This window comes from Blautia difficilis (assembly GCF_014297245.1).
Classification (GTDB): Bacteria; Bacillota; Clostridia; order Lachnospirales; family Lachnospiraceae; genus Blautia_A; species Blautia_A difficilis.
The window spans coordinates 250,507-264,794 of record NZ_JACOQG010000002.1; the positions used below are offsets into that span (position 1 = coordinate 250,507).

A 14,288-nucleotide genomic window follows, 5' to 3' on the forward strand; every position below is an offset into this window, starting at 1 on the left:
TGCAAAAAATATCATACAATGTTAAAATAAAATATCTTATTGACAAAAAATCGAGGTTGAAACATGAATAAACAACAATCTACAGGGGGAAAAATCCAGTGGCTGAGGGTTTTGAAAAAACTTTCTCCCTACACAGTGCAAAAGGGTTTTCGGTATCTGAAGCATTATGGGCCAAAGGAGTTCTGGGTTCGTCTTCATGAAAGATTTGAACCGGAGGAAGTGCCATATGCCCCATGGTATCAGGCCTATGCTCCGGATGAGGCAACACTGGACAGACAGAGAACTCACAGATTTAAATATGAGCCGCTGATCAGTATTATAGTACCTGCCTATCAGACTCCCACAGAATTCCTGAAACAGATGATCGACTCTGTAACAGGACAGACCTATGGAGTATGGGAACTTTGCATTGCCAATGCAAGTCCTGATAATGAAGAGATGCAGAGAGTTCTGGCGGAGTATGCAGCCCGGGATGAGAGGGTGCGTTTTTGTAATCTGAAAGAAAATCTGGGTATTGCAGAGAATACAAACAAAGCATTTGCCATGGCAAAGGGAGAATTTCTAGGGCTTCTGGATCATGATGATCTGCTGGCACCCAATGCACTTTATGAAATCGTGCAGACGTTGCAGACACATCCGGAGGCAGATGCTGTTTATACAGATGAGGATAAGGTTACCACAGAGCTGGATGAGCATTTTCAGCCTCACCTGAAACCTGATTTTAACCTGGATCTTTTAAGGTCTAATAATTATATCTGCCATTTTTTTATGGTTCGCAGAAGTGTGGTAGAGCTGGCGGGAGGTTTTCGCAGGGAATTTGACGGAGCGCAGGATTATGATTTTATTTTCCGTTGCACAGAGGCTGCCAGGGAGGTAGTTCATGTACCGGAGATCCTGTATCACTGGAGGACCCATAAGGCATCTACTGCGGACAATCCGGCAAGTAAGATGTATGCCTTTGAAGCCGGAAAGCGTGCCATTGAAGAACACCTGAAAAGAACCGGTGTCAGGGGAGTGGTAAGCCATACCCCGGATCTGGGATTTTACCGTGTCCAATATCCGGTTCAGGGGCAGCCGTTGGTATCGGTGATCATCCCCAATAAAGATGAAAAAGAAACTTTGCAGACTTGTATAGAATCTCTGAAAAGTAATACAGATTATCAGAATTTTGAAATCATTATTGTGGAAAATAACAGCACTACAGAGGAGATTTTTCAATATTACAAAGAACTTTCCAGGGATCCCCGTATCCGGCTTCTGCGTTGGACAAAGGCGTTTAATTATTCTGCGATCAATAATTTCGGGGCATCTCATGCAAGGGGCGAGTATCTGCTGTTTTTGAATAATGATATAAAAACAATCCGGCCTTCATGGATGAAGGAGATGTTGGGAGTATGCCAGCGACCGGAAGTAGGAGCAGTGGGAGCAAAACTGATCTATCCGGATCATACCATTCAGCATGCAGGTTGTGTGGTAGGGATGGGAGGAATTGCCGGACATATGTTTGTGGATATGCCTGCAGACCGTACCGGTTATCTGCACAAGGCATCTCTTTTGCAGGATATGAGCGCAGTGACTGCCGCCTGCATGATGATGAAGAAGAAAGTATTTGAGAAGGCAGGCGGTTTTACAGAGGAGCTGGCTGTGGCATTTAATGATGTGGATCTGTGCCTGAAGGTGCGAAAGGAAGATTTTCTCATTGTATATGATCCCTATGCGGAGCTTTATCATATGGAATCAAAAACAAGGGGAGCAGAGGACAGTGAAGAAAAAGTGCGCCGTTTTCAGACTGAAATTGAATATATGCGCTGTCACTGGCTGGATATCCTGAAAAAGGGAGATCCTTATTATAATAAAAACCTTTCCCTTACAAAATGGAATTATTCTTTGAAACCACTTCCGGGAATGAGTTGGAAGGATGATGAGAAAAAGAAAGAAGCAGGAGGAAATCATGCAGGAAATATCAGTGATCATTCCCAATTATAACGGGATGGCTTATCTGGATGGAGTACTTTCCGGTCTGGAGTGTCAGACTGTAAAAAATTTTGAGGTGATCCTGGTAGACAATGGTTCCGGTGATGGAAGCTGTGCTTTTGTGGCGGCTTCGTATCCCTGGGTGCGTCTTATAGAGCTTCCTGAGAATTTTGGATTCTGCAAGGCTGTGAATGAGGGGATTAAAGCCTCCAGGGCACCCTATGTACTGCTTCTGAATAATGATATAGAGGTTACAAGGGATTTTATTGAGCAGATGCTTCAGGGGATCAGGAGGCATCCAAAAGCCTTCTCCGGGGCAGCCAGAATGATACAGTTTCATGACAGGGACAGACTGGATGACGCAGGCAATTATTATTGTGCACTGGGCTGGGCTTTTGCCAGAGGAAAGGGTAAAAATATCCATACCTATGAAAAAGAAGAGAAGATTTTTGCTTCCTGCGCGGGAGCGGCTATTTACCGAAAGGATATTTTTGAAAAAATAGGATACTTTGACGAGGAACATTTTGCCTATCTTGAGGATATGGATGTGGGATACAGGGCCAGGATCAATGGCTATGAGAACTGGTATTTTCCCTTGGCTAAGGTATATCATGTGGGCAGCGGTACCAGTGGATCCAGATACAACCAGTTTAAAATCCGCTATTCCTCCAGAAATAATGTGTATTTAATCTACAAAAATATGCCTTTGCTGCAGATCGTGTTAAATCTGCCGTTTCTGGTTATTGGCTTTGGAATCAAAATCCTGTTTTTTGGTCTGAAGGGATTTGGAAGGGAATACCTGGCAGGTATTAAGAATGGATTTCAGATCAGCAGGCGTGACAGAAAAGTAGCTTTTCGAGTGGAAAATTTGCCTCATTATCTGAAAATACAGATGGAATTGTGGATCAATATGTTCCGACGCCTGAGAGGATGATTTTAAAGTTCATAAAAATTTTATAAAATTGGGAAGAAGAATTTGTTGCTTTTACAAATCAACTATTATAATATAAATGCGACAGTAGCTGCCTGTCAGAGCGAATTCTGTGAGTGATGGGGCAGTTACAGGCAATAAAAATGAGGTGACAAAGAATTGTTAAAGGACAATGAAAAGAATTTTAGTCGTCTCCATATGCTTATAGATGCCGTTGTGCTTGCGCTTTCATATTTTCTGGCATGGCTGATACGTTTTGTGGGTCCTATGTCGGCAACTGCGGTAAGGACAAGGAGTTTTCAGCAGTATATGCTGATGCTTATCTTTATCATACCGGTTTATCTGCTTTTGTATCAGGCCTTTACCCTGTATACGCCTATGCGGATGCAGGGACGCAGGTTGGTTTTGGCAAATATTGTGAAGGCCAATTCCCTGGGACTTTTGATTCTTATGTTTACATTTTATATGATTGATGAGGGAGATTTTTCCCGATCCACATATATTATGTTTTATCTGATCAATATTGTCCTTCAGTGGGGAACCCGTATGCTAATCTTTGCTCTTCTCAGAGATATGCGTGAAAAGGGAATGAACCAGACACAGATGATCTGTGTAGGATACAGCAGGGCTGCCGAAGAATATATTGACCGTGTACTGGCCAATCCGCAGTGGGGTTATGTGATCCGGGGAATTCTGGATGATAATGTTCCGGCAGGGACTGCCTACCGGGGGATTAAGGTGCTGGGGAGAATCGCAAATCTGAATGTGATCCTGCCGGAGAACCGTCTGGATGAAATCGCCATTACATTGGGGCTGAGTGAATACTATCGACTTGAGGAAATTGTAGCATTGTGTGAAAAGTCAGGAGTACACACAAAATTTATCCCGGATTATAATAAGATTATTCCTACAAAGCCCTATACTGAGGACATACTGGGACTTCCGGTGATTAATATTCGTTATGTGCCGTTGAACAATACATTTAATGCGATGGTGAAACGTGCTATGGATATTGTGGGTTCTATTGCAGGGATTATTGTCACATCCCCGATCATGCTTCTGATGTGTCTGTTGATCAAGCTGACCTCTCCGGGTCCTCTGATCTACAAGCAGGAGAGGGTGGGACTTCACAATCAGAATTTCCGGATGTATAAATTCCGTTCTATGGAAGTACAGCCTGAGTCTGAGGAGAAAAAGGCGTGGACGGTAAAGAATGATCCGCGTGTGACTGGGATCGGTAAGTTTATGCGGCATACCAGTATTGATGAGCTTCCGCAGCTTTTCAATATTTTAAAGGGCGATATGAGTCTGGTAGGTCCCAGACCTGAGAGACCGTTTTTTGTAGAGAAATTCAGAGAAGAAATCCCTAGGTATATGGTAAAACATCAGGTTCGTCCGGGGCTTACCGGATGGGCACAGGTAAAGGGCTATCGTGGAGATACATCCATCAGAAAGAGGATAGAATGCGATCTTTATTATATTGAGAACTGGAGTATAGGCTTTGATATAAAGATTATTTTTCTTACCTTTTTTAAGGGATTTGTAAATAAGAATGCATATTAAGATAAGGGGAAAGAAGAGTATGGCTAAACCAGGAAAAAAGAAAAAGATACTGTTTGTGCTTGAAATTGTTGTGCTTCTGCTGTTTATTGGCGGACTGTATGTCTACGGACAGATTTCTTCCAGACTGGATAAGATCCAGCAGCCGGAGCTGAAGCGTGAGACGATTCCGGTGAATCCGGAAGCACCGAAGATGACCGGGTACAAAACCTATGTATTGTTTGGAATTGATACCCGTGGTGAGGGATCTAATCTGTCTGCACAGAATAGTGATACCATGATCATTGTAAGTGTAAACAATGATACCGGTGAGGTACGTATGGTCTCTGTTTACAGAGATACATTTCTGGATATCGGAAACGGAACCTATACAAAAGCAAATGCCGCCTATGCCTATGGAGGGCCGGAACAGGCGATTGCCATGCTGAATACTAATCTGGATCTGGATATTTCTGATTATGCCACAGCGGATTTTTCCGCACTGGCAGAGGTTGTGGATGATCTGGGAGGACTGGACATTCCTCTTTCCTATGCTGAAATCGTGCATATGAATAACTATTGTCAGGAGACATCCAAGCTGACAGGTAAGAGCTATACTCCGGTGGAAAAGCCAGAGACAGAGCCAGAGGATCTGGAAGCAATCGTAGACACCTATCACCTGAATGGTGTGCAGGTTACCTCTTACTGCCGTATCCGCTATACTGCAAGCATGGATATGGGACGAACAGAAAGGCAGCGAAAAGTTTTGGGAATGCTCTTTGATAAGGCGAAGATAGCAGGATTATCCTCTATTTTTAAGATTATGGATGATGTGTTCCCCATGGTACAGACCTCTCTTTCCAAGCAGGATATTCTTGGTCTGATCCCAACAGTAATTGGATATGATTTTTCTGACAGCACCGGATTTCCGGCGAAGTACAAATTCTCAAATATTAAGGGAAGCATCATTGTTCCTACTGATTTGGCAAGCAATGTAACAGAACTTCACAAATTCCTGTATAATGACCAGAATTATACACCGTCCTCGGAGGTTCTTGAAAAAAGCAATAAGATTCTGGAGATTGTAGGTGGAGAAGGAAAACTGGATGAAGCGGCAGCATCCACAACACAGGATGATGCAGCTAATACTGACGATAATACATTTGTATGGTCTGGAAATAGTTCTTCCACAGATAATGGTTATTATGATAGTAATAGCGGAAGCACAGATTATGACAATGGCGGTGGCACAGATTATGATAATGGTGGCGGCACAGACTATGACAATGGCGGCGGTTCGGATTACGATAATGGCGGCGGTTCGGATTACGATAACGGCGACGGTTCGGATTACGATAATGGCGGCGGCACAGATTATGATAATGGTGGCGGAGATGACGGTGGATTTTCTGACGGAGCTGCTGAATCCGGGAACTATGACAACGAAGAATAATGGAATTATGCTGAACACAAAGGACCATCCGAACGACAGGATGGTCCTTTGCAAATAAAAAAAGCGGAGATAAATATGAAAAACAGAAATGTGGATGTGATTATTCCCACATACCGTCCGGGAAAAGAATTTACGGAATTGCTGACAAGACTGGAGAGGCAGGAATGTCCTCCGGACAGAATTGTAGTCATGAATACAGGAGAGCAGTACTGGAACCGGGAATGGGAGAATTGTAAGCTGGTGGAAGTACACCACCTGGAGCAGAAGGATTTTGATCATGGCGGTACAAGAAGACGGGCAGCAGAGCTGTCAGATGCCCGGGTTATGGTGTTTATGACACAGGATGCTCTTCCGGCGGATCATAAGCTGATTGGGAATCTGCTGAAAGCTCTGGACCAGAATGAGAAAATAGGAGCGGCCTATGCCAGACAGCTTCCCAAATCGGACTGTGGTTTTCTGGAACGTTACACCCGCTCTTTTAATTATCCGGAACATTCATCGGTAAAAACCTTATCTGATGTGAAACAATATGGGATAAAGACGTATTTCTGCTCGAATGTATGCGCGGCATATAAAAGAGAGAGTTATCAGGATGTGGGAGGCTTTGTAAACAGAGCTATTTTTAATGAGGATATGATCTGTGCAGGGAATATGGTAAAGAAGGGGTACTCTATTGCTTATGCAGCAGATGCCCGGGTTTATCATTCCCACAATTATTCCTGTGTCCAGCAGTTTCACCGTAATTTTGACCTGGGTGTTTCACAGGCAGAACATTCGGAAATTTTTGCAGATGTGCCTTCTGAGGGAGAGGGATTACGCCTGGTAAAAAGAAGTATGGCATATCTGGTAAAAACCGGACATGTGTGGCTGATCCCTCAGCTGATCCTGCAGAGTGGGGCTAAATATGCAGGATATTTTCTTGGAAAAAGATACCATAAGCTTCCGGAAAAAATCGTGCTTGCATGTACAATGAACCCCTATTACTGGAAAAAAGGCTAAGGTTTTCCTTCACGTCATTTTACGATTATTGTCACATTTTGAACACAATTCATTGCTATACTGTTTCCAAGAGAACAGGATATCAGGACAGGAATTTCAATCTGCTGATATCAGAATAAACGGGTGCGAAGGGAGCAGGTGATAATATGTATAATGAAGAAGACCGGAGGGAAGATCAACAGACATCCGGGGAGCAGGCTCCAAGATATGAACATTATCAGTTTCATGAGGAGACAGGAATTGTGCCTGACAGGGTGCCGCCTGTCCGGAATAAAAAAGAAACAGATTCTTTTGGAAAAAAAGCAGGGACGACAGTGGCTCTGGCAGTGCTTTTCGGGCTGGTAGCTTCTGCCGTTTTTCTATCGGTAAGCTTTGTGGCAGGTAAATATCTGAAAACTGATGAAAAAAGTACACATCTTGAAACAACCCAGAGTGTGGCTGTAACTGCGACAGATGATGGATCTGACGGAGATATGGGGGCAGCTGCAGAGTCTGGGAATGGAACTGTGGCTTCAGTAGCCCAGGCATCTATGCCTTCGGTAGTGGCTATTACTACAGTAAGCGTACAGGAAATACCAAGTTTCTTTGGTTATGGTTCGCGTCAGTATAAAAGTGCAGCTACCGGTTCTGGGATTATCGTAGGAGATAATGATGAGGAACTTTTGATCGCTACCAATAATCACGTGGTAGACGGAGCATCTACTTTAAGTGTATGTTTTATGGGAAATGATGTTGTGAATGCGGAAACGGAGACTGAGAATGCCGATGATACCGGTGACCTGAATCTGGAGGATGCAGTCAGTGCCAGGATCAAGGGTACAGATTCCGACAATGATCTGGCTGTGATCGCTGTACAGAAGGCTGATATTCCTGAGGATACGTTGAGTGAGATCAAGATTGCGCAGATTGGAAGCTCAGAGGATCTGGTGGTAGGTCAGCAGGTAGTTGCAATTGGTAATGCGCTGGGATATGGACAGTCAGTGACCTCCGGATGGATCAGTGCGTTAAACAGAACGATTTCCACAGAGGACGGTACAAGCAGTTCCGGACTGATTCAGACAGATGCAGCCATTAATCCCGGCAACAGCGGTGGGGCACTTCTGAATATGAAGGGAGAGCTGATTGGTATTAATTCTGCTAAATATGCAGACAGTACAGTGGAAGGAATGGGATATGCAATTCCCATTTCCCGGGCAAAGCCTATTCTTGAGGAGTTGATGAACCGTCAGACCAGGGAGAAAGTTTCCAATGAAGAGAAAGGCTATCTGGGGGTGGTTCTTTCCAATCTTACTACAGAGGCTATACAGATGTATGATATGCCGGAGGGAGCTTTTGTCAGAGGCGTTGAGGAGAAATCCCCGGCCGAGAAAGGTGGTATCTGCAAGGGAGATATCATTGTGAAATTTGACGGACAGAGTGTGACTAGCGGGGATGATCTTTTGAAAAAACTCCAGTATTATAAATCTGGCGAGAAGATAGAAGCAGTGGTGGCCAGAGCTACTGACGGAGAATACCAGGAGAGTACAGTTGAGATTACTTTAGGATCCAGATCAGAAAACAGCTGATCTGCTTATAAGGAAGAAAGGGATACTGCAGAGAAATGTGGTATCTCTTTTGATTTTATAAAACTTTAATTTTGAGATATGCGGGGAATATGATATAATTCTATATAATGATGTTAGGGTCAAAAGGCATTTTGCCCCTAACTTGATATCTACGAATTGCTCCGCTGCAAAGCAGCTCCCGCAATTCTCAAACATTCGAAATCCGCTGATTTACTACGTAAATCGCTACTTTCTCATGTTTGGCGGGTCCCAAGTTCAAAAGTCTTATCGTGCAAGCACGAACGACTTTTTGACCTTTTGACCCTGATATCATATAATTGAGAGTAACTGTTAAGCAATCTGCTGTTTATGGGAGATATGGAACAGTTACGGAAGAAATTTTATAGAAATGTTGAGAGGAAGGGAGTCAGTATGGCTGATAACTATAATGATGACGAAGTGATAGATCAGGAAGAGAAAAAACAGGAGAAATTCTGTTTTCTCTGCCGCAGACCGGAGAGCAAAGCCGGACCTATGATCGAACTGCCGAATAATATACATATCTGTACAGATTGTATGCAGAAAAGTTTTAATTCCATGAACCAGCAGTTTAATGATGGAAAATTTAATTATGCGGATCTGATGAATATGCCGAATGTGAGTATGATCGATCTGAGCAGTTTTCAGAATCCCGGACAGCAGCCTAAAAAGATCCATAAAAAAAAGAAGGAAGAAAAGGCAGAAAAACCGGTTCTGGATCTGAAAAATATTCCTGCACCGCATAAGATCAAAGAAACACTGGATCAGTATGTGATAGGACAGGAGAAAGCCAAGAAAGTAATGTCTGTAGCTGTTTACAATCATTATAAAAGAGTAGCTACAGATACCATGGATGAGATTGAAATTGAGAAATCCAATATGCTTATGATCGGACCTACCGGATGCGGAAAGACTTATCTGGTAAAAACCCTTGCAAAGCTTCTGGACGTACCTCTTGCCATTGCTGATGCAACTTCTCTTACAGAGGCTGGCTATATCGGAGATGATATAGAGAGTGTAGTATCCAAGCTTCTGGCTGCTGCAGATAATGATGTGGAAAGGGCAGAGCATGGAATTATTTTTATTGATGAAATTGATAAGATTGCCAAGAAAAAAAATACCAATCAGCGTGATGTCAGTGGAGAAGCGGTACAGCAGGGAATGCTGAAGCTTCTGGAGGGCAGTGAAGTGGAGGTTCCGGTTGGTGCCAACAGCAAGAATGCCATGGTGCCTCTTGTGACGGTAAATACCAGAAATATTCTTTTTATCTGTGGGGGAGCTTTTCCGGATCTGGAGAATATTATTAAAGAGAGGCTGAACAAACAGGCATCTATTGGATTTTATGCAGATCTGAAGGATAAATATGATCATGATCCCCACCTTCTGCAGAAGGTTACAGTGGAGGATATCCGAAGCTTCGGAATGATTCCTGAGTTTATAGGACGTCTGCCGATCATCTTTACTTTGGACGGACTGTCTGAGGATATGCTGGTCAAGATATTGAAGGAGCCAAAGAACGCAATATTGAAACAGTATCAGAAGCTTCTGGCATTGGACGAGGTAAAACTGGAATTCGAGGAAGGAGCCCTTCATGCCATAGCTGCGAAGGCACTGGAAAAGGATACAGGAGCCAGAGCCCTGCGCGCGATCCTGGAGGAATATATGCTGGATATTATGTATGAGATTCCCAAAGACGACAATATCGGAGAGGTTGTGATCACAAGGGAATATATTGAAGGCAATGGAGGACCGAAGATTCAGCTCAGAGGGCAGGAGCGGATTGAAAAACGATAACTATAAAAATGCAGAACAGTTAGGAAAACCATACATTTTATAATTTAGAAAGGAGCCGGTATTATGGGAACAGATTTTTTTGACGGTATCGTAAAAACATTTTCAAAAACAACAAAGGAGCTTGGAAAAACAACAAAAGAGCTGGGAGCCCGCGCAGAGCAGACGATTGAGACTCAGAAAATCCGCGGGAAAATTTCCGGTGAAGAGCGGACAATCGAAAGATTGAAAGCAGATCTGGGAGACATCATCTACAAGAGACATGCGGAAGGAGAAGGCATTGACGGTGAACTCAGTGTAATCTGCCAGGAAATTGATCAGCATTTTCTGAAGATTAGAGAGTTTAAGGACAGTGCGGCTAATCTCAGAGGAAAGAAAATATGTCCTTCCTGTGAGAGGGAAGTAGACCTTTCTGTAAGCTTTTGTCCATATTGTGGAACACCCTGTCCAACACCGGAACCTACAGAATCTGTAGAGGATCCTGTGGAAGAGTTTGTGGAAGAGCCTGTGGAAGCATCCGAAGAGGAGACAGATGAGAAAGGTGAGCCTGCAGAGGCGGAAGCAGAAACAGAAGCTGCCCAGGGGAGTGCAAAAGCAGAGGAGCCGGAGGAACCGGAAAATGCAGAATTCCAGAAGGAACAGCCTGTGGAGGAAAAAACAGAGGAAGCTGTGGAGGAAACAGAAGTATAATAAAAAAATGTTGCAATAGGCAGAGAAAAGTGATAAGGTTATATCGTATCAGAGACGGATTGTAACTGCGATAAATGTAACGGTCCGGCACACAGCTGTGAAAAAACAATAATTCTGAAAAGACAGGAGAGAATAAGATGAAAAACAGAAAATTATACCAGTTATTAATGGCAAGCGTGATCAGTGCAACGGTACTGACATCAGGAATAGGGGTCAGTGCGGCTGACTTCAGTGATTCAGCTGTTGAGACATCTGTAAGCGAGGATGAGACTCCGGTAGCAGAGGAAAGTGAGGAGTTTAGTTCTGATGCTGCAGAGGCTGCTTCCGCAATTGCAGTGAATACTACCAATTTTCCGGATAAAAAGTTTTACAGCTATGTGCTGGAACATCTGGATACCAATAAGGATAAGAAGCTTTCAGATGCAGAGATCAAGGCAGTGCAGACATTGAATGTGTCCGGTCTTGGGATTTCCAATCTGAAGGGAATCGAGTATTTTACTTCCCTTACTACTCTGGATGCATCAAATAATAAGCTTACATCTGTGAATCTGACAAAGAATACGAAACTGACAAGCATTAATGTAAGCGATAATGCTTTAAAGGGAACATTGAATCTTAGCCGCTGTACAGGAATGGTAGCTGTTCTTTGCTCAAATAATAAGCTGACTAAAATCGCAATGCCGAACATTAAATATCTGAAAAAACTGGATTATATCAATGCCAGCCACAATAATTTTACATCTCAGGCAAATCTGGGGCTTTCTAACATTTCCAGTGATTATCTGAAGAGCCTTACAGAGATTGATGTAAGCTATAATGCTCTTACATCTTTTAACTGCTCCGGTTTTGCAGGACTGAGCCTGAATCTGGCAAATAACAAAATTACAAAGCTTTCCGGTGGTAATGACGGATATCAGGTAGCTGCTCTGTACATTGAAGGAAATTCTCTCAGCCAGACCTCATCTGTTGACTTTACACCTGAATGGGTTCGCGAGCCTCAAAGATTTAGTTGTGATTCAGCAGTGCGTGGTAAGGTAAAAATGGTAAAGGCAAAAGTTTCTGCTTCTGCTTCCTGGGATGAAATCAGCCTGAATATTGGTTCTACTTCTCAGGAAGCAAGCTATAAACTGGAGAGAAAGGCAGGAAACGGGGCTTATCAGACTATTAAAACCTGGGGAAAAGGAGATCTGGATGATCCGGAATTTGGAGACAGCTACACAGACAGCAATGTTACTCCGGGAACAACTTATACATACAGACTGACTGCTACTGTTATGGTGCAGGATAAGAATAAGGTAGAACAGCCATGGACAGGAACTGCAGAGGTTAAAGCCAGGGCAGCAGCCTCCAGACCGGCTATTTCAGTGAAATCATCCAAGGCAAAAACTGCAACTGTTAAATGGGCAGCGGTAAAGGGAGCTGACGGATATCAGGTATACTGCGGAGCTTCCAAAAATAAAATCAACTCTGCAGTTACAAAAGGTACAAAATCTTTGAGCGTAACAAAAACTGGTCTTGGAAGTAAGAAAACATATTATTTCAGAGCCAGAGCGTATAAAGTAGTAAATGGCAAGAAGGTATATACTTCCTGGAGCGGAGTGAAGGCTGTAAAAGTTAAATAATGAATGGCTGACAGGAACTCACTGTGAGGATGCTTCCGAAAGGAGGAAGGCTGCTTGAGGAAAATACTGAAAAAGGTAATATTTCTGACTGCAATACTTCTCATATTGCAGTCAGGAACTGTAGGTGTTATAGCTGCCCAGGCTCAACCGGCAGTTCCTGTATTGAAGGGAACGGTAAAGGGGGATACAGTAACTCTGCAGTGGAATAAGGCAAAGGGTTCCTCCGGATGTCAGATATTTTTATATTACAAATTATATAAAAAATATCGTAGTCTGGGAAATTATCCTGCAGGAAAGAATCAGCTGATCCTAAAAGGTTCGCAGAATAAGGTATATAAATATAAAATCCGTTCCTATACAAAGAAGAACGGAAAAGTGATATACAGTAAAATGTCAAAAGTATTGACAATCAAGACTGCTCCTTCCAGTCCTGCGGTCAGCCAGGTAAAAAGGAGCAGCGATACAGAGGCATTGATTACCTGGAATAGGATTTCGTCGGCAGACGGATATCAGATTTTTCGTGCTGATTCTGAGCAGGGGAAATATATAAGGGTAGGAGTTGCATCTGGAAATACGGTACTTTCTTTCAGGGATAATACTTTGAAGGAAGGACAGGATTATTATTATCGTGTCCGTGCATATTGCAGAAATCCTAATGCAGTGGTTTATTCAGGCTATAGTGAGCCTGTTAAGGCATGCAGGCCTGCACCGAAACCAGTGATCATTCTGGGAGATTCCCGGACTGAAGAGCTTCGGGAGTTCACAGGAGACGATAAAGTTGCATGGATTTGTAAAGGGAGTATGGGATATGTATGGCTTCGTGATACTGCTGTAAAAGCAGTGGATGAACAGATTCAGGGGAATGAGGATCTGTTTTTCTGGCTGGGAGTGAATGACCTGGATAATATTGATAATTATATCAGTCTGCTTAATGAGAAGATTCCCCAGTGGAAGCAAAAAGGAGTTCAGGTACATATCCTGGCAGTAGGACCTGTGGAAAAACCGGATGAATATGCGGACAATAAGACAATCAAAGCATTTAATAAAAAAATGAAAGCGCAGATTGCAGGAGCTGATTTTATAGATCTGTATTCCTGGCTGACACAGGAGGGGTATAAGACTGTTGATGGAACGCACTATGACAGAGAGACCTGCATAAAGATATATAACTATATTATGCGTCAGGTGCAGTAACGGATAAAACGTTACTGAGAACAGAGTGGACAGTAACGATAAAACAGTCAGAGGCAATACATACGGTTGATTGCTTTGGAAATAAAAAAGAAAATAAAAGGGAAGGCATGATTTATTTCGAATTCTGATAAATCGTGCCTTCCCTTTTGGTGGTTATGATAAGGTTGGTTAAAAAAGACAAAAAAATAATGCAGAAGATGGGACTTGAACCCACACGATATTGCTACCACAGGCACCTGAAGCCTGCGCGTCTGCCAATTCCGCCACTTCTGCATTTCTCTTATGAATCAATCGCTCACTTGCGACTGCTCATTTATAATAACCGATATATACATAAAAGTCAAGCATAAATTTTAAATTTTTTTAATTTTTTTTTGAATACGAAAAAAATCTACAATAAACAAAATAATTCACATAGAATAAATATATTTTGTTTATTGTAAATATCAGTATAGAAAAAATATGTCTGGCATGATAAGATGAAAATATAATGTCAGAGACAAGAGACATTT

General features: G+C 42.7%; 10 protein-coding genes and 1 tRNA gene. 10 read left to right on the forward strand and 1 reads right to left on the reverse strand.

Translation table 11 applies throughout. From position 1 onward, the window contains the following. Positions 1 to 63 precede the first annotated feature (63 nt). The 10 genes from H8Z82_RS02750 (at position 64) to H8Z82_RS02795 (ending at position 13,776) form a co-directional block, all read left to right on the forward strand. Positions 64 to 1,986, forward strand: a complete 1,923-nt coding sequence (locus tag H8Z82_RS02750; protein WP_186994151.1) for a glycosyltransferase family 2 protein — start codon at positions 64 to 66, stop codon at positions 1,984 to 1,986. Further along, a complete protein-coding gene (locus tag H8Z82_RS02755) occupies positions 1,952 to 2,908 on the forward strand; it encodes a glycosyltransferase family 2 protein (RefSeq protein ID WP_019160748.1) in 957 nt (318 codons plus the stop codon). Before H8Z82_RS02750 ends, H8Z82_RS02755 begins: the two co-directional genes overlap by 35 nt. 156 nt (positions 2,909 to 3,064) lie before the next feature. Next, complete coding sequence (locus tag H8Z82_RS02760) at positions 3,065 to 4,468, forward strand: undecaprenyl-phosphate glucose phosphotransferase (protein WP_019160749.1); 1,404 nt, start codon at positions 3,065 to 3,067, stop codon at positions 4,466 to 4,468. A 19-nt stretch (positions 4,469 to 4,487) separates the two neighbouring features. Further along, complete coding sequence (locus H8Z82_RS02765) at positions 4,488 to 5,897, forward strand: LCP family glycopolymer transferase (protein WP_019160750.1); 1,410 nt, start codon at positions 4,488 to 4,490, stop codon at positions 5,895 to 5,897. 75 nt (positions 5,898 to 5,972) lie between these two features. Next, positions 5,973 to 6,896, forward strand: coding sequence for a glycosyltransferase family 2 protein (locus H8Z82_RS02770; RefSeq protein ID WP_186994152.1), 924 nt, complete (start codon positions 5,973 to 5,975; stop codon positions 6,894 to 6,896). A 146-nt stretch (positions 6,897 to 7,042) separates the two neighbouring features. After that, positions 7,043 to 8,461 (forward strand): S1C family serine protease, encoded by a 1,419-nt coding sequence (locus H8Z82_RS02775; protein ID WP_019160752.1) that lies wholly within the window; start codon positions 7,043 to 7,045, stop codon positions 8,459 to 8,461. A gap of 411 nt (positions 8,462 to 8,872) precedes the next feature. Then, complete coding sequence (clpX, locus tag H8Z82_RS02780; RefSeq protein WP_019160753.1) at positions 8,873 to 10,273, forward strand: ATP-dependent Clp protease ATP-binding subunit ClpX; 1,401 nt, start codon at positions 8,873 to 8,875, stop codon at positions 10,271 to 10,273. A gap of 63 nt (positions 10,274 to 10,336) precedes the next feature. After that, positions 10,337 to 10,960, forward strand: coding sequence for a DUF7575 domain-containing protein (locus H8Z82_RS02785; RefSeq protein ID WP_186994153.1), 624 nt, complete (start codon positions 10,337 to 10,339; stop codon positions 10,958 to 10,960). A 137-nt stretch (positions 10,961 to 11,097) separates the two neighbouring features. Beyond that, a complete protein-coding gene (locus H8Z82_RS02790; protein WP_186994154.1) occupies positions 11,098 to 12,582 on the forward strand; it encodes a leucine-rich repeat domain-containing protein in 1,485 nt (494 codons plus the stop codon). A gap of 54 nt (positions 12,583 to 12,636) precedes the next feature. Next, positions 12,637 to 13,776 carry a hypothetical protein gene (locus H8Z82_RS02795; RefSeq protein ID WP_186994155.1) on the forward strand — a complete coding sequence of 380 codons (1,140 nt, stop codon included), beginning with the start codon at positions 12,637 to 12,639 and terminating at the stop codon, positions 13,774 to 13,776. Between the two features lie 189 nt (positions 13,777 to 13,965). On the opposite strand, the gene H8Z82_RS02800 is transcribed toward H8Z82_RS02795, so the two are convergent. Next, positions 13,966 to 14,049: transfer RNA gene (locus tag H8Z82_RS02800), tRNA-Leu, on the reverse strand. Positions 14,050 to 14,288: the final 239 nt, after the last annotated feature.